The sequence below is a fragment of the Rhodococcus sp. KBW08 genome, assembly GCF_003852455.1.
GTDB lineage: Bacteria > Actinomycetota > Actinomycetes > Mycobacteriales > Mycobacteriaceae > Rhodococcus_F > Rhodococcus_F baikonurensis.
Genome location: NZ_QAJJ01000009.1, coordinates 518,539 through 543,592, shown reverse-complemented (window position 1 = coordinate 543,592; position 25,054 = coordinate 518,539). Strand labels below are relative to the sequence as shown.

Sequence of the window (25,054 nt, the reverse complement as noted above, 5' to 3'; positions counted from 1 at the left end):
CGAAACTCCTATTTCTCAGACGATTTCAACGATTCGATTTCCTTGCGCACAACGGGGGCTACCTCGGTGCCGAGGATTTCGATCGAGCGGAGCATGTCCTTCTGCGGAACATTGCCGAAACCCATCTGGATCATGATGCGGTCGTGGTGGAACAGCTCGTACTGCGCCATCGTCTTGTCGATGATTTCTTGCGGGCCACCGAGGAAGAAGGCACCCGCGGTGGTTGCCTGCGCTTCGTATGCCCTGCGCGGCATGGGAACTCCGTTTCCGCGCTGATGATGGTTCTGCATCCAGCCGGCCTGGAAGTACGGATAGGACGTATCGAGTGCTGTTTGCTTCGAGGTGTCGACAAACCCCGGCGAAGCAATAGAGACAGCGAGCTTCTTCGGATCATGTCCGAACTCTGCTGCAGCCCGGCGGTACAGATCGACGAACGGTTCGAACTGTTGGTAGCTCCCACCGATGATCGCAAGCGACAGAGGCAGGCCGAGTTTCGCCGCACGGACCACCGAGGCCGGGGTACCTCCGACCGCGATCCACACAGGAATCTGGCGATCCGGACGAGGTGTCACGTCACCGTCGATCAGTGGTGCGCGAAGTTGGCCCTCCCAGTTGATCGGGTTCTCGTCACGCAGTTTCAGTAGTAGGTCGAGCTTTTCGGCGAAGAGTTCGTTGTACTGGGAAAGGTCGTACCCGAAAAGCGGAAACGACTCCGTGTAGGAGCCTCGGCCGGCAATGATCTCGGCGCGACCTTCGGAAAGCAGATCGACCGTCGCGAACTGTTGGAACACGCGGACGGGATCGTCGGAACTGAGCACGGTGACCGCGCTCGACAGTTTGATGTTGTCGGTAGCCTGAGCCATTGCTGCAAGCACAACGGCAGGGGCCGAGACTGCGAAGTCGGTGCGATGATGCTCGCCGACGCCGAAGACATCGAGTCCTACCTGATCTGCAACGGTTGCCTGTTCGACCAAATGGCGAAGGTGCACACCGGGATTCATCATCGCACCGGTTGTGGGATCTGGCGTGAGTTCACCGAAATGGTAGACGCCCAATTCGAAAGCCATGTTGTTTCTCTCTATCTGTTCGTGGGGGTGATCGAAAGATGCTCGGCGTGCGCCTCGCATGCGCCACTGTGATTCGTGTGGCGAGTGACAAGACGGGAGAAGAAGCGGTCGAGTACCGGAAGCTCTTCAGGTTCGATGAGATCGGAAAAGTACTCGGCGATTCCACGCGTGTGTATGGCGGACGCAGTTCGAAGTGTCTTCTTGCCCGCAGGCGTCATCGATACCGTCACAACGCGTCGATCGTTGTCCGGTCGAATGCGCTCCACCAGTCCCGACTCGACCAATCGATCGACGACGCGCGTCACACCGCTGGTGGTGACCAGGACGAGCTCGGCCAGATCTCCCATTCGGATGGTGTTTCCGGGAGCTTCGTGCAGACGGAGCAGAACGTCGTACTGACCAAGGGTGAGCCCGGTGGTAGTCCGAAGATCTGCCTCCATCTTGCCGAGGATGACGCTGTGGGAGACGACGAGGTTGCGCCACACGCGACCACGTACGTGTTCATCAGTTGGCATCGGTGACGTCCTCCGTTTATTTGCGATCGCAAGTATTGCTTACTCAAATAATACGCTCGGAGAGATCGAACTATTCCCTGTCATCGTTTCTGCTGGTTGCGGGTATTGACTCGAACTGGTGTTCGAGTATTGTTGGGGTGGGGATCGGGGGATTCAATGAGTGTTCTGTTGTCGGATGTGGTGTCTGGTTCTGCGGTGGGGTTGCGCGGACGTTTGTGGCGGTTGTCGGCTGCTGAGTTGCGTGAGGCTGCGGTCGAGGCGAGTGCGGAGATTCTGCGTCTCGAGGCTGTGCGGGTGGCGGTGGTCGACGAACTCTCGATGCGTCCCGATGATCAGGTGATCGCCAGCCGCGGCGCGGGTTCCTGGTTGGCGGCGAACACAATGTTGCAGGTTCGGGACGGGAAGAAGATCGCCGCGTTGGGTGTTGCGCTGCGGCCGTTTCCGGCAGTGGCAACTCGGTTCGATTGCGGGGATTGTTCGTTCGAGCACGCCGTGTTGATCGTGGCGTTTTGTGAGTCGCCTCCGAAGGGGATGCCGGAGGAAGCGCTACCGAAGTGCATCGACTTGTTGTTGGCTGCCGCGTCGGGTGTGGAGGCGACGACCACGAAGGTGCGGAACGTCATCGCGACGTTGGAGCGAATCTTCGAATCCGATGAAATTCCACCCGCCGAAGATATCGACCGCAACGAACTCCGCATCGCGTCCACGTTGAACGGTCGGGTGGTGGTGCGAGGCGATTTCGACGCCCTCACCGGCGAAATGCTGCTCTCCGCCCTGTCGAATCTGACGATGCCCACCCCGGCACCGGATGGGACGCCGGATGCTCGGTCGGCGGCGAAGCGGACCGCGGACGGGTTCACCGAACTGATCCGCCGGTATCTGGACTGCGCCAACGCCGGTATGGATGGTGGTCAGCGGCCGCACGTGAACGTGCACATCAACGCCCGGGATCTGGCTGAGCACCGGGACTGCGCCACGACACCCACTGATGGTGGGTCTGTGTCGGATCTCGATGTCGGGCACATGCCCTGGCTCGGACCACTGTCGGTGTCGCAGACCAGGCTTCTCGGGTGTGATTGTTTCCTGTCCACTGTTCTGCTCGATGATCACGGGGCGCCGCTCGATGCGAAGCCCGGGAAACGGTTGGTCACCGCCGAACAGAGAGTGGCGTTGATCGCCCGCGACAAGGGCTGCGCGTTCCCCGGCTGTACGTGTGTTCCGGCGTGGACGGATGCGCACCATATTCGGCACTGGGCCAACGGCGGCCCGACGGTGATGAACAATCTTGTCTTGCTGTGCCGTTCGCATCATCGGTTGATGCACCGCAAATCCGGGTTCGTCGGAAAGTGGGAGATCCGGATCGGCGTGGACAACAAACCGTGGTTCATTCCGCCGCCGTCGATCGACCCGCAGCGGCACCCGCGGCCGGCGAACACCACCTTCAAAACCTGAGAAGAGTTCGGGCACAACAGAACATGGCCGAGCACCGCATCGAAGAGATCCTCCGATGCGGTGCTACAGACCGTGGGTGGAGTCGAATCAGCGATTCGAGTGTTTCTGTCGGTACATCTCTGCATCAGCCGCATCCCAAGTCTCGGAAAAACTCTGGGACATAGAAAAGTCCGCCCGCCCGACCGAACAGCGCACCTCGGCGCGCCGGAAGGACTGCTCCAAACGCTCGATCAGGTAGTCGACGGTGTGCGGTTGTGTGTCGGACAGAGCGATTCCGAACTCGTCTCCGCCCAACCGCGAAACTACGGCGCCTGGGTGCGCGCATGCTGCCAGGATTTCACCCGCCCGTTGGACGTACTCGTCACCGGCGGCGTGTCCGCGTTCGTCGTTGATGGTCTTCATGCCGTCGAGATCGATGATGATGATTGATCCAGGGTCGGCGAATTGGCGGTATCGCGTTTGCTCGGCTTCGAGGAAGCGGTCCCATCCACGACGGTTGAGAAGGCCGGTCAACGGGTCGGTCTCTGCATCGAGTTGCGCAGTTTCGGCGAGGCGAACCGACTGCGCTCGCTGATAGTCGATGTCGAGAATGGTTCCGAGAAGCCGGCACAGGAGTGTGAGTAGCGCTTCATTGTCCTCGAGACCGGAATCGCCGGTGGTCGGGTCGGCGCCGCACAGCGTTCCGAAGAGGCTGCCGTCGCTGTGCAGAATTGGAATGCTCACGTAGGCGCCAATCCCTTCCCATCTGTCATCTCGGGAAAGCGCGGGTACGAGTTCTCGGTTGGACGAGACCGGTGGCGCATTTCCGCAGACGACCTCACTACACATGGTGTTCTGCCACACTCGCGTCTCCCCGACTTCGATGTGAAGTGGGTTGGGAGAGACGGTCAGAAATATCTGGTTCGCGCCGTCGAACCGTGTGATCGACCACAGCGCGAAGGGGAGGTGGTCGTCGAGATAGGAGACGATCGAGCGACTTGCCTGGTCGAAATTAGTCAACGGCGGCAGGAGTGGCATGGATGGGAATGCCGATGACTGGATGGTGCGCGCCTGACCGTGCGACATTGTTTACCTCCTGATCGACAGTCCGATTCTGTCGACCTTTGGGTTCTTGGTCCCGTGTACGACATATCTCCCATGGACAGTCTGCCTCGAGAATCCTGCGATTGCTGAAAGTGTGCTGTGATTCTTCAGGCCGCGAGGACGGCAATCGAAAGCAGCCAGCTAATCTTCCGGTATGGAGCTGGCGCGGGGAGCGAACACGATCATTGACGGAACGTCGTTGAAAGTGGCGGTGAGCGGTAGCGCCCCGGGCACGGTGGATCTGATGGTGTTCCAACTCGATGATCGCAGCAAAGTGCGCGGTGACGCCGATTTCATCTTCTTCAATCAGCCGGTCTCGCCAGAAGGTGCGGTGCGGCTGGAGGCGGGCGGCGTCATCGAAATCGACACGACGAGGTTGCCCGCTGACATCCACCAGCTGAGTGTGGCCGTGGCGTTGGATTCGGCGGCAAGCGGGACACTTTCTGCAGTCCGTGACATGGGCGTCGTGGTGGAGCAGGCAGGTTCCACAGCCATTGTGGCTCCCGCTTTGGGGTTGACGACGGAGAGGGCGGCGGTCCTCGTCGAGATCTATCGCCGCGGCGCGAGCTGGAAACTGCGGAACGTGTCGGCGGGTTGGGACAGTGGATTGGCAGATCTGGTCACTGCCTTCGGCGTTTCTGTCGACGAGGAACCGCAGGCCCGACCGGCAGGCTCCGATGAATCGCCGGACGGAATTCGGAGCGTGCCTGACGAGGCAAAACTCTCGATGGTGAAGCGAGAGAAGCTGGACCTGCGAAAGCGTGAGGTGGCCAAGGTCCTGCTGACCAAGGGCGGCAACGGAATTCGCGCGCGAGTAATCCTGGTGATCGACAAAACGGGGAGTATGGCCAAGCAGTACCGCACCAGGGTGGTCCACCGCGTTGTGGAACGGATGGTCCCTGTTGCGATCCAACTCGACGACGACGGCAAACTCGAGCCGTACTTGTACGCGGTCAGCTTCGTCAAGCTTCCTGAGATCTCCGTGCATGACGCGGAAGCGTGGTCGGACACCTACCTGCACTTGCGCGGATCACACGGCGGTGTCAACTACGACAAGATCGGCGCGGTCAATCGTGAAGTGCCGATCATGACGGAGATAGTCTCCGGCCTGACACGTGGTTCGGCGCCCACGCTTGTCCTGTTCTTCACCGACGGCGGTTTCAGCGAGCGCAGGGAAATCACGAAGTTGATGCGCGAAGCGTCTGGGCTTCCCGCCTTTTGGCAGTTCGTCGGAATCGGCAAGGCCAACTACGGAGTGCTCGAGAAGCTCGACGACCTCGACGGCCGGGTGGTCGACAATGCCGGATTCTTCGCGCTGGACGACATAGACACCGTCGACGACGCCCAGTTGTACACCCGATTGCTGAGTGAATTCCCGGATTGGCACAAGGCGGCGGTTGCCGCGGGCATCACGACGCCGTGATTCAGTTGGTCGAAACCAGCTGCGGTGCATTCTCTTTCAAGAACTCGTCGATGAACGCCCAGGTGGAGTCTCTCGCGGTGGGGCCGGCAACGAGTCCGAGGTGACTACCCGGTGCCTTCTCGAACCGGACCGACTGCGCTCCGGTGAGGACCGACGTGATTGCTTCCACCGAAGCGATGGGTGCAATCACGTCAGTCGTGCCGCCGACCGCGAGAACGGGAACGCTCAGAGCTGACAGTTTGATCTCGCGTCCGGCGAGCGTGACGGCGTCGTGGAAGAGGTTGTTGCCGAGCATGAGTTGTTCGCAGATCTGCTGAAACGCCTTGCCCGGGTATCCAGGCATGGCCGCCATGAACTTGTCGATCGATTCCATGCGAGCCAGAGTCTCGGTGTTGTGGAGGTTGCGCACGATGAACCATGGCTTGAGCACTTCGCGTTGTAGCGCCGTCACCTTGTAACTCGCCTGAACGAGTGGGGCGGGCAGTCCGCCGACGAGATTGGTTGCGGAGGTGAGCGGGGTGTCGCCGGTGTATTTGCCGATCAGCCGCAACGGGCTGATAGCGGGAATCTTCGTGTAGTCGATGGGCGTTCCGATTGCCGTGATCGATGCGATCGGAAGGTCGGAGTGGGCGGAGCCCGTGAGCAGAGACATGGTCCCGCCGAGGCTCCATCCGATCAGCGAAACAGGTGCCCCGTCATGTAGGTCCGAGATGGTGCGGATCGCTTCGGGGATGATGTCGTCGACCCAGGCCTCGAAACCCATTCCGCGGTCGGAGTACCGCATTGTTCCGTAGTCGAGAAGATAAGGAGTGTTACCGCCGTCCAGTAGGTGTGCGGCGAGGCTCTGGCCTGCACGAAGGTCGTAGCAGTCAGCTGAAACTGCGAGCGGCGGTACGAGGAGAACAGGGTTGCCTTTGGGCGTCCACAAGGCGCCGAAACGATACAGGTCGCGGTGTGGACCTTCGCTGATCAGGACAGACGGGGTGCGTTCGGCCTTCTCGACACCGTCGCCGAACGAGAGTCCCCACGCGTTGCGCGCCGCGGTGTCCAGCGTCGGACGCCATGTCGCGATCAAACCACTGATATCCAGCACTGGTTGCCCCTCGGAGTCGGATCGGTGGACGGCTGAGTCAGCCGCGCCCGGTGTATGTTACCTGCCTTCACATACACCGACCCTGGGGGTGTAGAAACCCAGCTCGGCAACGGAGCCACCGTGCCGAGCTGGGCTGATCGGGGCTACGCAGCAATCAACAAGCAGCGATCACCAAGCAGCGATCACCAAGCAGCGATCACCAAGCAGCGACCATCAGGCCGGGACGATCAAGCCCGATGCCGTCGTGGCCGTTGCGTAACGCTGTGCAACGTCTTCCCAGTTGATGACGTTCCAGTAAGCCTTCACGTAGTCGGCCTTGACGTTCTTGTACTGCAGGTAGAAAGCGTGCTCCCACATGTCGAGCATGAGCAGAGGGACGATACCGATGCTGATGTTGCCTTGCTGATCGGTGAGCTGCTCGATGACCAATCGCTGCCCGATCGTGTCGTAGGCCAGTACTGCCCAGCCGGATCCCTGCAAAGTGGTTGCTACAGCGGAGAAGTGGTTGACGAATGCGTCGAAGGAGCCGAAGTGCTCGTCGATCGCGGCTGCCAACTCGCCCTCTGGTCGCTCACCGCCGTTGGGGGAGAGGTTCTTCCAGAAGATCGAGTGATTCGTGTGGCCGCCGAGATGGAAGGCGAGGTTCTTACTGAGCAGCGGCGCCTTCGTGGAGATCGTGCCGTCCTCACGCGCAGCAGCCAACTGCTCGATTGCGCTGTTGGCGCCCGCCACGTACGTGGCGTGGTGCTTGCTGTGGTGCAGTTCCATGATCTCGCCGGAGATGTGGGGCTCGAGCGCGGCGTAATCGTAATCCAGCTCGGGGAGAACGTATTCAGTCATGTGACATGCCTTCCTTTGAGGAGATATTGTGCGGGGACAGGTTTCGGTACGTTCGATCGTGATAGACCAGCGGCTCCAAGACCTGCTGAGGATCGATCACGTCGACTACGCGGGCGGTGACGATCACTGCGGAGTCACACTTGTTGGCAGTCAGAGGAACCGCGCGTAGAGCGTGGCCCGTGCCGTGCAGAAATGGTTCACCGGTCGGCAGAAACGACCAGGGCATGTCGTCCCCGAAGCGCACCGCGCCGCGCGTGGCAAACGTGGAAGCCAGTCGCTCGTTCGTCGAATTCGCCAGGTGAACAACAAAACTGCGGGCGGAAGCAATGACGCTGGCAGAACCTCGCAACGACTGCAGTGAGAATGCCAGAACTGCCGGATCGGCGCTGATCGAGATCACCGACGACGACGTGATGCCGGCCGGACCGTCATCGCCGGTTGCCGTGATGATCGAGACTCCGGCGGGATGGTTTCGGAACGCTTCTACGAAGGAGCTCCGTATGGACGGCTCCAAATCGACAGGGCGATCCGAAACAGATTGAGTGCCAACCAGTTTTGTGGTCACTCCTCGCACCTCTTTTGCATCGGGTTTGCTGTCGTTGCACTGTCTTGTGCAACACCGACGTTAAAACCTCGAGTGCAGTTGAGGTCAAGGCGCTGTGGCGGACCTCACCGTCCGAGCTTGGTTGCCAGACGTTCCATGTATCCGACAACCTCTTCGGGGCTCTTGTCCGGAGTGCCGAACATTGCCTCGGTGACACCGATGTCTGCCCAGTGGGCAAGCTTCTCCGGATCGGGTTTGCCTGCCAAGACCGTTATTTCAGGCTCGCCGACCCTACCTGCTTCGGCCCAGATCTTTCGAAGCAGTTCTACGTTTCCGTCGATCTCCTGCTCGATGGGTGTAGTGATCCAGCCGTCGGCAGACTTGGCGATCCACTTGAACGTCTTCTCGTTGCCGCCACCGCCCAGGAGGATCGGCGGGCGGGGTTTCTGAACTGGCTTGGGCCAGGCCCAACTCGGGCCGTACTTCACGAACTGGCCGTCGTACGACGCTTCTTCCTTCGACCACAGTTCGCCCATGGCTTCGAGGTATTCCCGGAGTGCGGTCCGGCGTTTGTTGGGCGGTACGCCGTGGTCTGCGAGTTCCTCTGCATTCCAGCCGAATCCGACACCGAAAACCACGCGACCGTCGGAAAGGTGATCCAGCGATGCGATGGTTTTCGCGAGAGTGATCGGATCGTGTTCGAGGGGCAGGGCCACCGAGGTGCCCAGTCGGATGGTGCTCGTGACCGAAGCCGCGGTACCCAGGGCGACCCAGGGGTCGAGTGTGCGCATATAGCGGTCGTCGGGTAATTCTGCCGACTGGGTTCCGGGGTGATCGGAGTCTCTCGAAACCGGGATGTGCGTGTGCTCCGGGACGTAGAAGGCGTCGAACCCGTTCGCCTCCGCAGCCTTCGCGGCATCGGCAGGGCGGATGCCGCGATCACTGGTGAACAGGCTGAGTCCGTAGCGCACTGGTTCTCCTTCGATGGTCCGTTCGAAAAACTGTAACCTGTTGCATCTGCGTTCGGATACGTTTCTCGCCCAGAAAATCGCTGCGACCGTCGCTCACGGCAGTCACAAAGGAGAGATCGGCGGCTCCTCGATTCTGCATCTGCAGTGCAATTCCGGTCAGTATCCGTTGTGGCTCCGTGATGCTGCCGCCGGCCGGAGAAAGTTCGACCGAGTCGTTCTTCGTACGGAACGGTGATCTGGCTACCTGATCACGACGAGTGGGCCGAGGGGATTGCCGCTGTTCTGGCGCCGAACGGTCGATTCGTTCTGGTGGAGTTCCATCCGTTTGCCATGCGTTTCGACGAGAAGTGGTTCCTGGCATTCCCGTACGGAGGCGGGACTCCCATGACCGAAGCCGGTGGCGTTGGCGACTACGTCGCAGATTCAGCCGACCTCGTCTTGCCGGGCGCTCCGGGAGGCGGAGTCGAGAACGCCGAAAATCCCTTCCCCTCATGTGAATTCAACTGGTCTATTGCCGAGGTGTTCGGCGCTGCGCGGCGTGCCGGATTGACGATCGAGTCATTCGACGAGTATCCGTACGCCAGCGGTCGGCAAGGATTCGAAGAGATGACCCAACTCGGCGACAAGCGTTGGGGAGTCCCGGCCGGACGTCCCGAGATCCCGCTGATGTATTCGCTGTCTGTTCGCTTGGCCGACTGGGGCCTATTTCCCCCGCATTTGCGGGTAATTGCCGACACAGGTACTAATTACCCCCATGCCCACGACGCCACTGACACGACGCATTGCCGTCGACCTGTGCCGTCTTGGTGCCAACTGCTGTTGCTGTTGATTCCTGCCGACTCTCCTGAGTGAGAATGGCGCCTCTCTGCGCGCCTTCGTCCTTGCATATGCGCTCGTAGCTGTATATGTGCCGGAATTTCCGTACGTCGAGGAAGAAACAGCGATGTCGACTTCTGTCGAAGCAATAGAACCAACACCGGTCCAGGAACCGGGTCGTGAGCCGCGCCGGCCGTGGACTTCGAGTGTGACCACCGTCGGACTGCCGGTGCTCTCGGTGATCGCATTCCTGGCTTTGTGGCAGGTCGCCGCTGCCAGCGGGACCTGGAGCGAGACCTTCGTTCCGTACCCGAGCACGGTCTGGCATGCCTTCGTCAACACGATGACCACGCACGACGGAGTGCGTGGCTACCAGGGGTATTTGCTCTGGGAGCACCTGTACATGACGCTGCGACGGGTGTTGGTCGGCGTCGTCATCGGCGTCGGCTTGGGTGTGATCCTCGGCTTGGCCATGGGATCGGTGACATGGTTGCGGAGCCTGCTCGAACCATGGTTGACGTTCCTGCGCGCATTGCCTCCCTTGGCGTACTTCTTCCTGCTGGTGATCTGGCTGGGAATCGACGAGGCACCGAAGATCACCCTTCTGGCGCTCGCTGCGCTCCCGCCGGCAGCAGTGGCCACCACAGCTGCTGTTGTCGCGGCGCCTGTCGGACTGGTCGAAGCGGCCAGGGCGTTGGGAGCCTCACGAACGCAAGTGATTCGAGACGTAGTCGTGCCGTCGGCGTTGCCGGAAACTTTCACGGGCATTCGGTTGTCGGTGGGTATGGCGTACTCGTCGGTGGTCGCGGCCGAACTGTTCAACGGCATTCCCGGAATCGGCGGAATGGTCAAGGATGCAAGCAATTACAACAACACTCCGGTAGTGCTGGTGGGGATCTTCGCCATCGGATTCTCCGGTTTGATCATCGACGGACTGTTGCGGGCTGCTGAGCGCCGCGCCGTTCCCTGGAGGGGAAAAGTATGACTGACAATCAGAAACACGCCAGCAGCAATCCGAAGCGCAGCAGTGACTTGACGCGTAATGAGGGAAGAGCTTCCCGGACGGCGTTCACCGTACTGATCGGTGTCCTCGCTCTCGTCCTCGGCGCGTGCTCGGTGGATCATTCCGGCCAGGATTCGTCCAAGGAGACGATACGCATTGCCTACCAGTCCTTCCCGAGCGGCGACTTGATCGTCAAGAACAATCGCTGGCTCGAAGACGCTCTGCCCGAGTACAACGTGAAGTGGACGAAGTTCGATTCGGGAGCCGACATCAACACCGCCTTCATAGCCGGTGAAATCGACTTCGGTGCAATCGGTTCGAGTCCGGTCGCTCGTGGACTCTCGGCGCCGCTGAACATCCCGTACCAGGTCGCGTTTGTTCTCGACGTGGCCGGTGACAACGAAGCCTTGGTGGCGCGCAACGCAACCGGAATCAAGACCGTGGCCGATCTGCGTGGCAAGAAGGTGGCAACGGCCTTCGCGTCGACCGCTCACTACAGTCTGCTGGCAGCTCTGAACCAGGCCGGACTCAGTGCCGATGACGTTCAGTTGGTGGATCTCCAGCCGCAAGCGTCACTGGCCGCTTGGCAGCGCGGTGACATCGATGCCGTCTACACCTGGTTGCCCACGCTCGACGAACTTCGCAAGGACGGAACACAGTTGATCGCCAGCCGCGAGCTGGCGACGGCAGGAAAACCGACACTGGATCTGGGTGTGGTGTCGACGTCGTTTGCGAAGGATCACCCCGAGATCGTCGACACCTGGCGCCAGGTTCAGGCCCGTGCGCTCACGACGATCGCCACTGATCCGAACGCGGCAGCGGAAGCTGTTGCCGCGCAATTGGGCGCATCCAAGGAAGACGCGGCAGCGCAGCTGAAGCAGGGTGTGTTCCTCACTCCTGAACAGATCTCGTCGCCGGAGTGGCTGGGTACCGAAGGCTCTCCCGGGAATCTGGCGGTGAACCTGCAGAGCGCAGCGCAATTTCTCGCCGAGCAGAAGCAGATCGACAGTGTGCCTGATCTGACGGTCTTTCAGAATGCTCTCTATGTGAAGGGGCTTCCCGATGTCCTTGACCAGTAGCGTGACCGCGCAGCAGGCCGCGGGAGAATTCGCTGCCGACCGCCCGGGTGCGATCCGAATCGACACTGTCTCACACCGATACGGCCACGGCCGAGAGTCCGTGACGGCACTGGGGCTGGTATCGATCGACGTCGCACCCGGTGAGTTCCTGGTCCTCGTCGGGGCGTCTGGTTGCGGCAAGAGCACATTGCTGCGGCTGATTGCGGGTTTCGAAAATCCTTCCAGTGGAACAGTTCAGGTATCAGGATCCGACCCGATTCCAGGGTCGAGTGCCGGCGTGGTGTTTCAGCAACCACGACTGTTTCCGTGGAAATCGGTGGGCGGCAACATCGATCTGGCACTCAAATATGCCGGGGTGACGAAGAGCGAACGCGGGCGAAGGCGCGACGAGCTTCTCGACCGCGTCGGTCTGGGCGGCACAGCGGACCGGCGTATCTGGGAAATATCCGGCGGGCAGCAGCAGCGGGTGGCAATTGCCCGGGCCTTGGCGGCCGAAACGTCGTTGCTGTTGCTGGACGAGCCCTTTGCCGCATTGGACGCCCTCACTCGCGAGCGTCTGCAGGAGGACCTCCGCAGTGTCAGTGCCGAATCGGGGCGAACAAGTGTCTTCGTCACTCACAGCGCCGACGAGGCGGCCTTTCTCGGCTCCCGCGTCGTAGTTCTGACAAGCCGGCCCGGCAAGGTGGCGCTGGACCTGAAAATCGATCTGCCACGAACCGGCGTCGATCCCGACGATCTCCGAGGCTCACCCGAATACGCGGCATTCCGAGCCGAAGTCGGCCATGCGGTCAAGGTTGCTGCTGCAGCGTAGGTACCCTGCGCGTCGACTACCAGGTGGCCGCGTCGATAATAGGAAGGAGAACGTGCAGGACACGACGAACAAGGAGTGGTCATGGCAACTGAGGTGGAGTCCGGTGACCTCGTGCAGGCAGCCGGCCATGCGGGTCCGTGGACGGTAGTCGAAGTTCGCCAGGGCATGGCGTTGCTCGAACACAGTGACGGGCACAGGTTGTCGCGTCGAACGACGACGTTGACCGTCGTCCGTAAGGGCTCGGGCAAGAAGACGACGGCGGTCGACGACGGGAAAGACGAAAACGGGTCGCCTACCCTGTTCGACTGACCTTCTGTCAGCCTGAGACGGCGTCAGCTGGAGAAAATGTCGTCGACGCGTTTGTCGAAATACTCGGCGATTCGGAATGCCAGTGACAGACGGGGGTCGAAGTGGCCCTTCTCGATCGAGATGACGGTCTGGCGGGTGATGCCGAGCGCGTCGGCACACGCTTGCTGTGACAATCCGGCTGCCGTCCGAAGTTCTTGGAGATTGTTGCGCATCAGATCTCGATTGTGGGGGTGCGGTCCCTCGACACTGCCCAGTACCGGATTCCGAAGTCTGCCAGACCGAGAGCGGTGAATATCAGGAGCGGTAGTTCGGGTGCTCCGAAGACGTTGTGCGCGATCAGTGCGATTCCCATAGCAGTGATCAAGTCGGTGAACGCGCCGAATCCGGCCTTGCGACTCCATTCTGTTTCGACGGTGTCCTCGGGGTAGGCGGGGGCCTTGTTGTTCTCCGAGGGGAAGAGAGCCCACACCGATCCGATGCAAGCCGGTGCCATGACTAGAGCGAAGACGATGAAGGTCAACGTCTTCCGGTCATCGGCGGTCAAGGCTGCGAGAAGACTGAAGGACAGCGTTACTGTGACGCCGATACCGATGATCAGGCTCCACCGTGCCGTGGTGCTCATGAAGCCTCCCGGATGTAAGAGTTCTTTGACATGGATGAGCGTAGATCCGCGTACGTCGCATGTCAAAGAACTCTTACACCACGCTGCGGGTCAAGCGATTCCGAAAGGCGCCGCGTATGAAAACTTCCCCGTCTGATCGGCGCGGTGCGCGGTGAGTGTCCTGACCTGAAAGTGAGCGCCCCACTCGGCTTCCGGAGACTCGATTCCGGCGTCCGTGCTGGTGACGAATCCGAACCGCGGGTAGTACTCGGTGCTGCCCAGAAGTGCGATCAGTGGCACGTCCAGAGCGTCGCACGCACCGATCACCGCGTGCATCAGTGCCGAACCGACGCCACTGCGCTGGTTGCCCGGTGTGACCGCCAACGGGCCGAGACCCACCGCTTCCACGTGGCCGACCCATCCTCGAGTTCCGATCACGAAACCGACGATCTCTTCGCCGGCCACGGCGACCAGTGACAGTGTTGGCAGGTAGTCGTCCGAGGCGAAGAGTTGACGTGTCAGTTCGATCTCGTAGGCAGGCTCGCCGGGCGCTGCCTGGTCGGCAAATGCCGCTCCGAGTAGTGAGTAGACGGCGTCACGGTCGGAAGAAGTTTCGCGGCGGATGTACATGGCCACGAAACTACCCGGTTCACTTCGGATTGCGCTCCCCGTTTTCGGCCTGCCTGGCCACGCGCTTTTCGTAATCCGCACGCCCGTTGGGATCTACCGACGTCAGTGCGCGACGATCGTCGACGACTCGGCGTCCGATGTTGATCATCCATTCGGGTACAACAGCATCGACGAGGTCCCAGCCGGCAAGGTAACGCGGCACAGTAGTTTCGGCTCGTCGATGAGCGACCGTGTCGACGACGGCTCTGGCCACGACTTCGGGTTCAACTGTCGGCATGCCCTTTCCGAGAGGCACACCGGAGGAGAGTCCGGTGCGCACCGCGCTGGGCAGGACAGCGCTGACGCTGACTCCGATATCTGCGAATTCGACACGGGCAGAGGCAGAAAGGCCCACCGCGCCGAACTTGCTTGCGTTGTACACCGCCATTCCCGGTACCGGTAGCTTGCCTGCCATGGATGCGATGTTGACGACGTGGCCTCGTCGTCGATCCACCATGCCGGGCAGCACGGCGCGCATCCCGTGAATCGGGCCCCAGACATTGACGTCGAGGGTGACTCGACTGGTGGCGTCGGACTCGTCGAGGAAGCCGCCGAGCGGCATCACGCCCGCATTGTTGACCAGAATGTCGATGTGACCGAATTCGCCGATCACTGTGGAGACGAACACATCCCAGGATTCGCGTGAGGTGACGTCCAGAGCGTAGCCGCGGGCCCGTGCGCCGATGGATGCGGCGGTGTCCACGGCTGTCTCCTCGTCGAGGTCGCCGACGCATACGAGTGCGCCGCGAGTTGCGAACAACTCGGCTGTGGCCCGGCCGATTCCGCGGCCACCGCCGGAGATGACGACGACTGCTCCGTCGAGATCGATCGGCGGGTAGGTGGTGCCGAAAAGACTCATGTCGTGTACTCCGGTTCGAGGGTGGTGGTGGGCTCAGTGGCCGTGTCGTCGGACGCAGGGTTGTCGGACAACGTGTGGTTGTAGGCATATGGATCGAAGGCCCGTAGCCGCCGACGCATGGCCCCTGACGACCACGGCCAGTTGAAGCTGTTGCGGCCGTTGACGTCGAAGAAATAGCTTTCGCAACCACCGGCGTTGTAGACCGTGGTTCCCAATGCCTCCTGAACTTGAGAGTTGAAGGCTGCCTGCACTTCCGGGCGCACGTCGATAGTTTTCCAGCCGTGCCGACGAGCGTGGCCGATCGCCTGCGCCACATAATTCAGTTGGGCTTCCAAGATCATGAAGGCCGACGTGTGTCCGGTGCCGAGGCTCGGGCCCAGCAGAATGAACGCGTTGGGGAATCCGCTGACGGCGGAACCGAAGTACGCCTGCGGGCTTCCCTGCCAATGATCGTCGAGGGATCGACCTTCTCCGTCGAATACCTTGGATGCGATGGGCATGTCGAGGATGTGGAATCCCGTGCCGAAGATGATGGCGTCCACTTCCGATTCCGCTCCGTCGGCGCCGATCACGGTGTTGCCGTGGATCTCTTCGACCGCGTTGGCATGAACGGTGACGTTGGGTCTGCCGAGGGCCGGGTAGTACGAGTTCGACATGAGCAGTCGCTTGCAACCGAGGGTGTAGTCGGGAGTCAGCGCCTTGCGCAGCTTCGGATCGCGCACCTGCAAGCGCAATTGGGCCGACCCGAGTTTCTGCACGATACGCAGGATCCACGGATTGCGGAACCCCAATCCCAGCGTCTCCATGATTCCGTACTCGATGCTGCGCAGGGCCTTGTGCGCTCCCGGTACGAACCGCATGACGGACCTTTCGATGCGCGGTACGTAGTGATCGGGTTTGGGAAGAACCCATTGAGCGGTTCGCTGGTAGAGGTGAAGTGTGGAGACCTCTGAGACGATTCGCGGAACGAATTGGACGGCGGAAGCGCCGGTACCCACGACAGCGACGCGTTTTCCGCTCAAGTCGTAGTCGTGATTCCACTGCGAGGAATGAAAAACTTCGCCCTCGAACGTTTCCAGTCCGGGAATCGCCGGCGTCAAGGGTTCGTTCCACGGACCAGCAGCGGCTACCACGAAGCGAGCAGTGAGTTCACCGCTGGAAGTTGTTATTTTCCACAATGATTGCGGCGCATCCCACTGTGCGGAGAGCATTTCGACCCCGAAGCGAACGTGTTTGTCGACGCCGTGGCGGACGGCCGTGTCCTCGATGTATTCGCGGATCTCCGGCTGCTCCGCGAACAATCGCGTCCAATCCGGATTGGCGGCAAAGGAGTACGAGTACAGCCCGGACGGAACATCGCACGCGCAACCGGGATACGTGTTGGCGCGCCAGGTGCCGCCGAGGGACTCGGCCTTTTCGAGCAGGACGAAATTGTCGATCCCGAGGCGCTGAAGATGGATGGCTGCGCCGATTCCGGAAATTCCGCCGCCGATGATCACGACCTCGAAGTGGTCAGATTCGTTGTTCACTGAGACTGCGCTTTCACTGGTGGGAGCGGGTGGTGTGGAACGGGTGCATATCGAGTTCGCGCTTCACGCTCGCACGTGTCGTACGCAGCGATGATTCGAAGGTCGCGAGCCGCCGTCGACTGTCCATGAAGTTGGCGCCCATGACGGCAAGATCGTCGTCGGTGGCATCGATTCGCAAGACCCTGGTGCCCGCAGCGCGCACCAGATCGATCTCGCGATCGAGACCTTCGGACATGGAGTTGCGGAGGGCGCCGCGTTCGATGCGGGCGGCACCCCGTGCGGGCTTCAGGGTTCGAGATGCCATGGGCGCCAGTACAACCAGCTCGTCCAGCTCGAGAGGGACCAGGAGGTCAACCGAAGCGGTGGATGCGGCGCCGCCGTCGATGTACCTGACGCCGCCGATGGTGACGGGTGGGAACCAGCCGGGAATCGCCCACGACGCTCGAAGCGCTTCACCGACGGTCGCTTTCGGGGCCCCCTGCGCTCCGAATGCGACTCTTCGCCCCGTTTTGTAGTCCATGGATACCATGTGCGCACACGGATGTGGGAGCCACGCATCGCCAGGGGCAAGAGATTCGGCGAGCGTGGTGAGCCAGGACGGGTCACCGCCACCCACCGGTGCAATGCCGCTCATCCGGCTCAGAAAGGGAAGATCTCGACGCGCCACCAGTCGTGGATTTCCGATCCCCAAGCGCGGTAGCGGTGGGACTTTCCCGGGTGCCGACGCTATGTGGGCGAGGAGTTCGGGACGGGCGGAGGGGTCTCCGAGTTGCATGGCTACCAGCTCGTCGACGCCGACTCCGCTGCCGAGCATCGTCACGAACTCGGCTCCGGCCGACGTTCCGATGATGGCTGTGGCTTCCCTGGGATCCCAGTCGAGTGCATCCCGAACCGAGGCTAGGGCAGCAACGGTCCAGGCGAAGCCGAGAGTGCCGCCGCATCCGATTGCCAAGCCGCGTTTCGGCGCGCTGTTTCGTCCGGACCCGGGTGCGGTGGTGCCGGTCACTTCTGAAGTCATATTTCGGAGACTATCAGTATCTGAATAACGTGGGTACCCCAAATCTGCTTGCCCGGAGTGCACGTGCGGCGAAACTTCGGTATTCGGCTACCGTTGGAATCTCGATACTCAGAACCATGAGGAGGTTCCGATGGCGCGATTGACCAGGCAGGAAGCGCAGGCGTTGACCCGCGAGACCTTGTTGGCTACGGCCGTCGAACATTTTCTCGACCGCGGGTACGCTGCCGCATCGCTCGATCAGATCGCCGAGGATGCCGGCTATTCCAAGGGTGCGGTGTACTCGAACTTCAAGAACAAAGACGAGTTGTGCGCCGAAGTGCTCGGCCGCATCCGGTTGACCAAGGTCGGTGAGATCACCTCACAACTCGGAGCGAACTCGACGCTCGACGACGCGGTGGCAGAGTTCGCGAGGTGGGCCGAGCGGACCATCGGGGACAAGAGATGGACGTTGCTCGAAGTCGAGTTCTCGGTGCGGTCGCGGCACAGCGAAGAGATCCGCGAGAAGATCGCGACAGGCGCCGATCAGGTGCGCGGATTGATCGGCGGAGTGGTGCAACATCTTGCCGAGTCCAACGGTGTGACGCCGACACTGGACCCGAACGCGGCGGCACTGCGCATACTCAGCGTCGGAATCGGTTTGGGGCTACAGCGTGCGATCAGTCCCGAGCTTCCTGTTGACCCACTGGTGGATACGTTGCGGGAGATTTTGCTGGGTGGGTGAGTAGAACGCGCAGCATCCCGCCGATCTCGGCGACGGCGGCGCGCGAACCGGCGCTCGGTCCCAGAACGTTGACGAAGCCGTGGATGAATCCGGGATAGCGTCGATCCGTCACGTGAACACCGTTGTCGCGCAATCGAGCTGCGTAGGCTTCGCCTTCGTCTCGGAGTGGATCGAATCCCGCCGTGATCACGATGGCCGGCGGCAGTCCGGCCACGTCGGGGGCGCGTAGCGGCGACACCATCGGATCGAGTCGATCGGCATCGGTGCCGAGGAAACTGGACTCGTAGAAGTTCATGTTGGCCTCGGTCAGGAAGAAGCCTTCGCCGAACGTCGTTCTCGACGGCGCCTTCTCGTGAAAGTCGGTAGCGGGGTAGATCAACAGCTGCGCTGCCGGTGAGGTCTTGCCGTCGTCGCGGGCACGCAGCGCCACCGTTGCCGACAGGTGCCCACCCGCGCTGTCGCCGCCGACAGCGATGCGCCTCGGGTCTGCGCCGAACTCGTCGGCGCGTTCGACGATGTCGAGGTATGCGGCATAGGCGTCGTGTACTGGTGTGGGGAAAGCGAATTCGGGTGAGAGCCGGTAGTCGACCGAGATGACCCGTGCGCCGGAGGTCTCGGCCAACAGGCGGCACGGAGCATCGTGGGATTCGATGCTGCCCTGTACCCAGCCGCCGCCGTGGAAGTAGACGAGCAGAGCGCCGGTGTCGGCGGTCGGAACGTAGAGCCGGGCGCGAAGCGGGCCGTCGGCGCCCGAAACGGAAATCTCTTCGGTGTGGACCGGAGCGGGTCGGCCACCCATCATGATCGCCGTTCGGGTGAGATTGGTGCGAGCAGCGGCGAGTGACCGGGGATCGGTTGAATGCGAGGGCAGCGGCCGCGTCTTCGCGAGCGTGAGCAGCAGGTGTGCGTCGGCGTCGAGCGTGTTGCCCTCGATGATGACGGGTGGTCCGGTGATTCGACGTTTCACCGCGCTGGGCAGCGCGAATGCGGCTGCCACCAAGGATGCTTCGGCGCGATCTCGAATGCTGCGGCTGCTGGCCTGCTTCACGGATTCCGACACGTGGCGCAGACTACCAAGCATGACTACTGCGGCACTGTCGATCACGCAGATCGAGAACACACATCTGGTTCGGTGCGGTCACGCCAATTGGGTACTGGTCGAAGAGGGGGCCGATCTGACGTTGATCGACGGCGGATACCCGGCCAACGGTGCCGACGTCGAACGCTCGATCGAGCAGATCGGTCACCAGCTCGGGGATGTGCGGGCAATCCTGGTCACTCACGCGCATGTCGATCACATCGGCGGAATCGCGGACATCGTGACCAGGCTCGAGGTTCCGGTTCTGATGGATCCGTCGGAAGTTCCTCATGCGAAGCGGGAGTATCTGCAACAGTTGTCGCCGGCCGGAGTTCCGTTGCTGTTGTGGCGGCGAGGTGCTCCGAAGTGGCTTCGCGACGTGATCGGAGTCGGCGCGTTGAAAGGTGCGGAACTGCCTCAGGCACAGGCCTTTGCGTCCGGTGGTGCTTTGGATGTTCCCGGACGGATCGTGCCGATTCCCACCCACGGGCATACCGACGGCCACAGCGCTTACCTTGTTCCTGACGCAGGCGTCATCGCGTCGGGTGACGCTCTGGTGACCGGACATGCGACGTCGAGCGTCGCCGGACCACAGTTTCTTGTGTGCCCCTTCAATCATGACCGTGAAGCGACCGACGAGGCGTTGGACAACATCGCCGCGGCACCTGCCGGTGCGCTGTTTCCCGGACACGGGCCGGTCTACGAGGGCAGCATGGCTGCCGCAGTCGAACAGGCCCGAGCGGGCCGGACAAGGATGCGTCCATGAGTACCGTCGAAACGGTCGACGAAGGTGCGGTGCACGGTTTCCTGCATCGGCCTGCTTCTGCGCCGATCGCCACGCTTGCACTGACTCACGGCGCGGGAAGTAACTGCGACACTGTGCTGTTGCGCGCTGTTGCCGACGGCTTTGCAGAGGCGGGAGTGCAAGTCCTGCGATTCGATCTCGCGTTTCGGGTGCGTCGAGCTTCGGGCCCGCCACACCCGTCGCGTGCTGCGGAGGATCGCGCGGGCATTGCCGAGGTGATTGCCGCTGTTCGCAAGGACGACTCGGTGCCTGGACCCGTTCTGCTCGGCGGACATTCGTACGGTGGGCGGCAGGCGTCGATGCTGGCGTCGGAGAATCCAGGACTTGTCGACGGCCTGGTGCTGTTGTCCTATCCGCTGCATCCTCCGAAGAAGCCCGAGAAGCTCAGAACCGAACACCTGCCCGACTTGAACACGCCGACCGTTGTCGTCCACGGATCGAAGGACGAGTTCGCGACGACTGAGGAGATGCGGGCAGCGCTCGACCTGATTCCCGCAGTGACGGCTCTGGTGGAGTTCGAGGGAGCTCGGCACGACCTGTCGGTGGTGAAGTTTCCGGTGGTTGAACAGACAGTCGCCGCAGCAACAGAACTGTTCACGCTCGGACGTTGACTCGCCGGTTGCCCGTGTCGGTGGTTCCTGGTGAGATCGAACCATGAGTGCCCAGCAGTATCAGCCAAGTGCCCTGTCCGACGTCACGGTGAGCATCGACGGCGACGACACAGTCGTCAGCTTTCCTCGGGTGCTGCCGTATCCCGTCGAGAAGGTGTGGGAGGCGATCACCGATCCGGAGATGTTGGCGCAGTGGACGCCGTACACCGCCGATCGGAATCTGAGCCGTACGGGCGACGCCGTGATCACCATGCTCACCGAGGACGGGGCTCCCGAGATGTCGCTGCCCGTCACCGTTCACGTCGTGGAGACCGCCCGGCGGCTCGAACACGAGTGGGGCCCGGACGAATTGGTGTGGGACCTGACCTCGGTCGAGGGCGGTACCCGCGTTGTACTGACGCAGAGGTCGCGGGCTGAGGGGATGGCATCGGCGCTCGCGGCGGGGTGGCATTTGTGCTTCGACGTACTCGATGCCTTTCTGGCAGGCGAGCCCTTCGGTCCGGTCGTGGGTGAACGGGCGCGCGAGTACGGTTGGGACGCGCTCAACTCGGGCTATGCGCGACGCTTGGGTATCGACGAATCTCAGGTCTGGTAGCTGCTCAGAGTTCTCGAGCGGCGGCCTCTCAACGGCAGGCTACCGAGCGGAGAGCTTTCTGGTGGAAGCTCGCACGATCAGTTCGACGGGCAGTTTGACGGATTCGACGTTCCTGCCGGCGATCAGTGCGAGCAGGTGTTCGAGCCCGGTCGCGCCGATCTTGTGGGCGGGGGACCTCACCGTCGTCAGTGGCACCGGGAGTTGGGAGACAACGGGAATGTCGTTGTAGCCGACCAGGGCAAGATCGTCGGGAATGCTCAACCCGAGATCACGGGCCACACCGAGTACGCCGATCGCGATGGTGTCGCTCACCGTGAAGACGGCGTCAGGGCGCGTGTTCCCGCTGAGCAGTGTGGCCGCCGCATCGACACCCCCTTGAACTTCGAACTCGGACGCCACTATTCGGTTCGGTGGCAGTTCCAGACCGGCTTCGGTCAGGGCGTCGCGGAAACCCGCGACGCGTTCCCGCGACGTGCTGGCGTGATCCGGCCCCGCGATCACTCCGAGGTCGCGATAGCCGCAGTCCAGCAGATGCTTCCCCGCGAGGTAGCCGCCGAGGCGGTCGTCGCCGCTGACAAAGGGAAGGCTGCTGTTCGGCGACGACGTCGCCGGGTCGATGTGCCGGTTCAGCAGCAGGATCGGCAGTGAGCGCAGGGGGAGCGAGTCGACGAAATCTGTACCCGGAAGGTGGATGCTGCTCAGCATGAGACCGTCGACCTGGCGGCTGACGAGGAACTCGACCGCTTTGCGCTGCGCGTCCAGATCGTCGGGTGGGCTGGAAAGCAGGACGGAGTACCCGGCTGCGGTGGCGGCTTCCTCGATGCCTTGGAACATGGTGGCCACAACGACGTCCGTCAGCCTCGGCATCACGACGCCGATGGTGGTGGTCTTGCGGGTACGCAGGCTGGCCGCCCACAGGTTCGGTTGGTAACCGAGCTCCTCGGCGACCTGACGAACTCGGAGTGCGGAGTCGGACCAACCGTCGGCGGGCTCGGGCTGACGGAGTACCCGCGACGCCGTCGAGATGTGGACCCCGGCCTGGTCGGCGATTTCGCGCAGCGTCGGCGGACGGCCGTTGCTGCGGTTCGACGGATCGGGCGTCATCTGCGTCGGGGCTCCTGGTGTGCGTCGGGGATTGACGGGTGTGCAACCGGGCTCTACTCTAGGCGATGCAAACGATTGCGCAATCGTTCTCGCAAAGGATTGCGCCCGAGAACACCGGAGGCCCCGTGACCACGCCGCAGTCCCTGTCCGAGCTTTTTGCCATCGACACCCTGCTGGACGCCGAAGAGATCGCGATCCGCGACACGGTCCGCAAAATGGTCGACGATCGCATTCGCCCGCACGTAGGCGAATGGTTCGAAGCGGCAGCACTGCCGGCTCGTGAGCTGGCCAAGGAACTGGGCGCGCTCGGCGTACTGGGCATGCACCTCGAGGGCTACGGCTGTGCCGGGATGAGCGCCACGGCGTACGGGTTGGCCTGCCAGGAACTGGAAGCTGTCGATTCGGGCATTCGCAGCCTCGTCTCGGTCCAGGGTTCGCTCGCCATGTTCGCGATCCACCACAACGGAAGTGAAGAGCAGAAGGAAGAATGGCTCCCGCGGATGGCGGCCGGTGAAGCCATCGGTTGCTTCGGTCTCACGGAACCCGATTTCGGATCCAACCCCGGCGGTATGCGAACCAACGCCAAGCGCGACGGCGACGACTGGGTCCTCAACGGCACCAAGATGTGGATCACCAACGGGTCCATCGCGGACGTCGCCGTGGTCTGGGCGCGAACAGACGACGGCGTACGCGGATTTGTCGTTCCCACCGACACTCCGGGCTTCTCCGCCCCCGAGATCAAGAACAAGATGTCGCTCCGGGCGTCGGTCACCTCGGAGCTGGTGCTCGAAGACGTGCGTCTGCCTGCCTCGGCGATGCTGCCCAAGGCTCGCGGACTGTCCGGCCCGCTCGGCTGCCTCAACGAGGCGCGCTTCGGCATCATCTTCGGGGCAATGGGTGCAGCACGTGACTGCCTCGAGACCGCGATCTCGTATGCACGTGATCGCAAGGTCTTCGACAAGTCGCTCGCCGCGTATCAGATCACCCAGGCCAAGATCGCCGACATGGCAGTCGAATTGGGCAAGGGGCAGCTGCTCGCCATCCACCTCGGACGTCTCAAGGACGCCGGGACGGTTCGCCCCGAGCAGGTCAGCACCGGCAAGCTCAACAATGTCCGCGAGGCCATCAAGATCGCCCGTGAATGCCGAACCATTCTGGGCGCCAACGGCATCACGCTCGAGTACCCCGTGATTCGGCACGCCAACAACCTCGAATCCGTTCTCACCTACGAGGGCACCTCCGAGGTTCACCAGCTCGTGATCGGTCGCGCTCTCACCGGTGAAGAAGCGTTCCGGTGACGGTAGACGCTGTCGGAGCGCTCGACGGGCTGGTGATCGCTGATTTCGGCCGCGTCCTCGCCGGCCCGTACGCCACGATGATTCTCGCCGACCTCGGTGCCGAGGTCGTCAAGATCGAGCGGCCGGGGGTCGGCGACGACACTCGCAGCTGGGGCCCGCCGTGGGTGGGGGACGAGTCGAGCTACTTCCTGTCGGTGAACCGCAACAAGAAGTCGGTCACTCTGGACCTGCGCGAGCGCGAGGATCTGGAGAGTGCACGCGAGCTGGTTCGCAGTGCGGACGTCGTGGTGCAGAACTTCCTGCCGGGAACGATGGACCGTCTGGGTCTGGGCTACGACGCTGTCCGAGAAATGAATCCGCGTGCGGTCTACTGCTCGATCAGCGGCTTCGGTGGCAATAATTCTCTGCCGGGTTACGACCTCTTGATTCAGGCGGTCGGCGGATTGATGAGTATCACCGGACCCGATTCCAAGACTCCGACCAAGGTCGGAGTCGCAGTGGTCGACGTCATCACCGGCTTGCATGCCAGCGTGGGAATCCTTGCAGCGCTGCGCCATCGCGATCGAACGGGCGAAGGGCAGCACGTCGAGGTCAACCTGTTGTCCTCGTTGCTGTCCGCACTTGCCAACCAGTCGTCCGGCTACGTGGCCGCGGGCGTGGTGCCCCAGGCAATGGGCAACCGGCATCCGAGCATCGCACCATACGAGGTGTTCGACACCGCGGACCGTCCGCTGGTCCTCGCTGTCGGTAACGATCGGCAATTCGGTTCGTTGACAGAGGTTCTCGGAGTTTCCGAACTTGCCGCTGATGCGCGTTTCTCGTCCAACAGCGACCGGGTTGCGCATCGAGAAGAACTGTTCGACGCTGTCACTGCTGCGTTGGCCAAGGGCACTGCAGACTCGTGGTTCGAGGCACTGACCGAGCGCGGTGTCCCGTGTGGGCCTCTCAACGACATCGCCGACGCGATAGAGCTGGCAGAACGGCTGAATCTCGATCCGGTGGTATCCATCGACGATCCGCGGCGCGAGGCACCGACTCGGCAGGTAGCCAATCCGATTCGGATGAGCGGCACGCCGGCAACCTATCGGTCCGCCCCACCGCGGTTGGGTGAGGACAGCGTTCCCACTCCGTCCGGAGTCGGTTGACACACGTAGATCGGT

General features: G+C 62.1%; 28 protein-coding genes. 13 read left to right on the top strand and 15 right to left on the bottom strand.

Going from position 1 to position 25,054, the window contains the following annotated elements:
• Window positions 1–8: 8 nt before the first annotated feature.
• Both DBV08_RS13395 and DBV08_RS13390 read right to left on the bottom strand, forming a co-directional pair.
• The gene (locus DBV08_RS13395; RefSeq protein ID WP_095968633.1) at window positions 9–1,067 is read right to left on the bottom strand and encodes an LLM class flavin-dependent oxidoreductase; all 1,059 of its coding nucleotides are present in this window, start codon (window positions 1,065–1,067) and stop codon (window positions 9–11) included.
• An 11-nt stretch (window positions 1,068–1,078) separates the two neighbouring features.
• Complete coding sequence (locus DBV08_RS13390; protein ID WP_124567716.1) at window positions 1,079–1,582, bottom strand: MarR family winged helix-turn-helix transcriptional regulator; 504 nt, start codon at window positions 1,580–1,582, stop codon at window positions 1,079–1,081.
• A gap of 156 nt (window positions 1,583–1,738) precedes the next feature.
• On the opposite strand from DBV08_RS13390, the gene DBV08_RS13385 reads away from it, so the two are divergent.
• Window positions 1,739–3,034 (top strand): HNH endonuclease signature motif containing protein, encoded by a 1,296-nt coding sequence (locus DBV08_RS13385; protein WP_124567715.1) that lies wholly within the window; start codon window positions 1,739–1,741, stop codon window positions 3,032–3,034.
• Between the two features lie 87 nt (window positions 3,035–3,121).
• On the opposite strand, the gene DBV08_RS13380 is transcribed toward DBV08_RS13385, so the two are convergent.
• Window positions 3,122–4,099: a GGDEF domain-containing protein gene (locus tag DBV08_RS13380; RefSeq protein WP_095968635.1), complete on the bottom strand. Its 978-nt coding sequence runs from the start codon at window positions 4,097–4,099 to the stop codon at window positions 3,122–3,124.
• Between the two features lie 172 nt (window positions 4,100–4,271).
• Between DBV08_RS13380 and DBV08_RS13375 the strand changes: the two genes are divergently transcribed.
• Window positions 4,272–5,540, top strand: a complete 1,269-nt coding sequence (locus tag DBV08_RS13375; RefSeq protein WP_124567714.1) for a VWA domain-containing protein — start codon at window positions 4,272–4,274, stop codon at window positions 5,538–5,540.
• 1 nt (window position 5,541) lies between these two features.
• Here DBV08_RS13375 and DBV08_RS13370 read toward each other — a convergent pair whose 3' ends face one another.
• The 4 genes from DBV08_RS13370 to DBV08_RS13355 all read right to left on the bottom strand — a co-directional run bounded on the left by DBV08_RS13370 (window position 5,542) and on the right by DBV08_RS13355 (window position 8,988).
• Window positions 5,542–6,633: an alpha/beta fold hydrolase gene (locus DBV08_RS13370; RefSeq protein ID WP_095968637.1), complete on the bottom strand. Its 1,092-nt coding sequence runs from the start codon at window positions 6,631–6,633 to the stop codon at window positions 5,542–5,544.
• 213 nt (window positions 6,634–6,846) lie between these two features.
• A complete protein-coding gene (locus DBV08_RS13365; protein ID WP_095968638.1) occupies window positions 6,847–7,473 on the bottom strand; it encodes a superoxide dismutase in 627 nt (208 codons plus the stop codon).
• A complete protein-coding gene (locus DBV08_RS13360) occupies window positions 7,466–8,038 on the bottom strand; it encodes a flavin reductase family protein (RefSeq protein WP_095968639.1) in 573 nt (190 codons plus the stop codon). Before DBV08_RS13360 ends, DBV08_RS13365 begins: the two co-directional genes overlap by 8 nt.
• 104 nt (window positions 8,039–8,142) lie before the next feature.
• Window positions 8,143–8,988 carry an LLM class F420-dependent oxidoreductase gene (locus DBV08_RS13355; protein WP_124567713.1) on the bottom strand — a complete coding sequence of 282 codons (846 nt, stop codon included), beginning with the start codon at window positions 8,986–8,988 and terminating at the stop codon, window positions 8,143–8,145.
• A 231-nt stretch (window positions 8,989–9,219) separates the two neighbouring features.
• Here DBV08_RS13355 and DBV08_RS13350 point away from each other — a divergent pair, with 231 nt between their 5' ends.
• From DBV08_RS13350 to DBV08_RS13330, 5 genes are all read left to right on the top strand, one after another.
• Window positions 9,220–9,840, top strand: a complete 621-nt coding sequence (locus DBV08_RS13350) for a hypothetical protein (protein WP_260395560.1) — start codon at window positions 9,220–9,222, stop codon at window positions 9,838–9,840.
• Between the two features lie 91 nt (window positions 9,841–9,931).
• Window positions 9,932–10,789 carry an ABC transporter permease gene (locus DBV08_RS13345; protein WP_124567712.1) on the top strand — a complete coding sequence of 286 codons (858 nt, stop codon included), beginning with the start codon at window positions 9,932–9,934 and terminating at the stop codon, window positions 10,787–10,789.
• Window positions 10,786–11,886, top strand: coding sequence for an aliphatic sulfonate ABC transporter substrate-binding protein (locus tag DBV08_RS13340; protein WP_124567711.1), 1,101 nt, complete (start codon window positions 10,786–10,788; stop codon window positions 11,884–11,886). The genes DBV08_RS13345 and DBV08_RS13340 overlap by 4 nt, the downstream gene beginning before the upstream one ends.
• Window positions 11,870–12,697 (top strand): ABC transporter ATP-binding protein, encoded by an 828-nt coding sequence (locus tag DBV08_RS13335; protein WP_124567710.1) that lies wholly within the window; start codon window positions 11,870–11,872, stop codon window positions 12,695–12,697. The genes DBV08_RS13340 and DBV08_RS13335 overlap by 17 nt, the downstream gene beginning before the upstream one ends.
• Before the next feature lie 81 nt (window positions 12,698–12,778).
• Complete coding sequence (locus DBV08_RS13330) at window positions 12,779–13,006, top strand: hypothetical protein (RefSeq protein ID WP_021345436.1); 228 nt, start codon at window positions 12,779–12,781, stop codon at window positions 13,004–13,006.
• Window positions 13,007–13,029: 23 nt separating this feature from the next.
• Here the strand turns inward: DBV08_RS13330 and DBV08_RS13325 are convergent, their stop codons facing one another.
• The 6 genes from DBV08_RS13325 to DBV08_RS13300 all read right to left on the bottom strand — a co-directional run bounded on the left by DBV08_RS13325 (window position 13,030) and on the right by DBV08_RS13300 (window position 17,682).
• Window positions 13,030–13,218 (bottom strand): helix-turn-helix transcriptional regulator, encoded by a 189-nt coding sequence (locus DBV08_RS13325; RefSeq protein ID WP_003940277.1) that lies wholly within the window; start codon window positions 13,216–13,218, stop codon window positions 13,030–13,032.
• Entirely contained in the window at window positions 13,218–13,628 is a 411-nt protein-coding gene (locus tag DBV08_RS13320; protein WP_095968644.1) for a hypothetical protein, read from the bottom strand. The genes DBV08_RS13325 and DBV08_RS13320 overlap by 1 nt, the downstream gene beginning before the upstream one ends.
• Before the next feature lie 90 nt (window positions 13,629–13,718).
• A complete protein-coding gene (locus tag DBV08_RS13315; protein WP_124567834.1) occupies window positions 13,719–14,237 on the bottom strand; it encodes a GNAT family N-acetyltransferase in 519 nt (172 codons plus the stop codon).
• 19 nt (window positions 14,238–14,256) lie between these two features.
• Window positions 14,257–15,135, bottom strand: coding sequence for an SDR family oxidoreductase (locus DBV08_RS13310; protein WP_095968646.1), 879 nt, complete (start codon window positions 15,133–15,135; stop codon window positions 14,257–14,259).
• Entirely contained in the window at window positions 15,132–16,664 is a 1,533-nt protein-coding gene (locus DBV08_RS13305) for an NAD(P)/FAD-dependent oxidoreductase (RefSeq protein WP_124567709.1), read from the bottom strand. The genes DBV08_RS13310 and DBV08_RS13305 overlap by 4 nt, the downstream gene beginning before the upstream one ends.
• Before the next feature lie 13 nt (window positions 16,665–16,677).
• Entirely contained in the window at window positions 16,678–17,682 is a 1,005-nt protein-coding gene (locus DBV08_RS13300) for a patatin-like phospholipase family protein (RefSeq protein ID WP_124567708.1), read from the bottom strand.
• 130 nt (window positions 17,683–17,812) lie between these two features.
• Here DBV08_RS13300 and DBV08_RS13295 point away from each other — a divergent pair, with 130 nt between their 5' ends.
• A complete protein-coding gene (locus DBV08_RS13295; RefSeq protein ID WP_124567707.1) occupies window positions 17,813–18,403 on the top strand; it encodes a TetR/AcrR family transcriptional regulator in 591 nt (196 codons plus the stop codon).
• Here DBV08_RS13295 and DBV08_RS13290 read toward each other — a convergent pair.
• Window positions 18,339–19,463, bottom strand: a complete 1,125-nt coding sequence (locus tag DBV08_RS13290) for an alpha/beta hydrolase (protein ID WP_260395558.1) — start codon at window positions 19,461–19,463, stop codon at window positions 18,339–18,341. The genes DBV08_RS13295 and DBV08_RS13290 overlap by 65 nt on opposite strands.
• 19 nt (window positions 19,464–19,482) lie before the next feature.
• On the opposite strand from DBV08_RS13290, the gene DBV08_RS13285 reads away from it, so the two are divergent.
• Genes DBV08_RS13285 through DBV08_RS13275 form a run of 3 tightly spaced genes read left to right on the top strand, consistent with a single transcriptional unit; the run spans window position 19,483 to window position 21,492 of the window.
• The gene (locus DBV08_RS13285; protein WP_124567706.1) at window positions 19,483–20,247 is read left to right on the top strand and encodes an MBL fold metallo-hydrolase; all 765 of its coding nucleotides are present in this window, start codon (window positions 19,483–19,485) and stop codon (window positions 20,245–20,247) included.
• Entirely contained in the window at window positions 20,244–20,897 is a 654-nt protein-coding gene (locus DBV08_RS13280; RefSeq protein WP_124567705.1) for an alpha/beta fold hydrolase, read from the top strand. The genes DBV08_RS13285 and DBV08_RS13280 overlap by 4 nt, the downstream gene beginning before the upstream one ends.
• Window positions 20,898–20,940: 43 nt before the next feature.
• Window positions 20,941–21,492, top strand: a complete 552-nt coding sequence (locus DBV08_RS13275; protein ID WP_124567704.1) for an SRPBCC family protein — start codon at window positions 20,941–20,943, stop codon at window positions 21,490–21,492.
• Between the two features lie 39 nt (window positions 21,493–21,531).
• On the opposite strand, the gene DBV08_RS13270 is transcribed toward DBV08_RS13275, so the two are convergent.
• The gene (locus tag DBV08_RS13270) at window positions 21,532–22,596 is read right to left on the bottom strand and encodes a LacI family DNA-binding transcriptional regulator (protein WP_095968653.1); all 1,065 of its coding nucleotides are present in this window, start codon (window positions 22,594–22,596) and stop codon (window positions 21,532–21,534) included.
• Window positions 22,597–22,721: 125 nt separating this feature from the next.
• On the opposite strand from DBV08_RS13270, the gene DBV08_RS13265 reads away from it, so the two are divergent.
• Both DBV08_RS13265 and DBV08_RS13260 read left to right on the top strand, forming a co-directional pair.
• On the top strand, window positions 22,722–23,894 hold the full coding sequence (locus DBV08_RS13265; protein ID WP_124567703.1) for an acyl-CoA dehydrogenase family protein: 1,173 nt from the start codon (window positions 22,722–22,724) through the stop codon (window positions 23,892–23,894).
• Window positions 23,891–25,039, top strand: a complete 1,149-nt coding sequence (locus DBV08_RS13260; protein WP_124567702.1) for a CaiB/BaiF CoA-transferase family protein — start codon at window positions 23,891–23,893, stop codon at window positions 25,037–25,039. The genes DBV08_RS13265 and DBV08_RS13260 overlap by 4 nt, the downstream gene beginning before the upstream one ends.
• Window positions 25,040–25,054 lie beyond the last annotated feature (15 nt).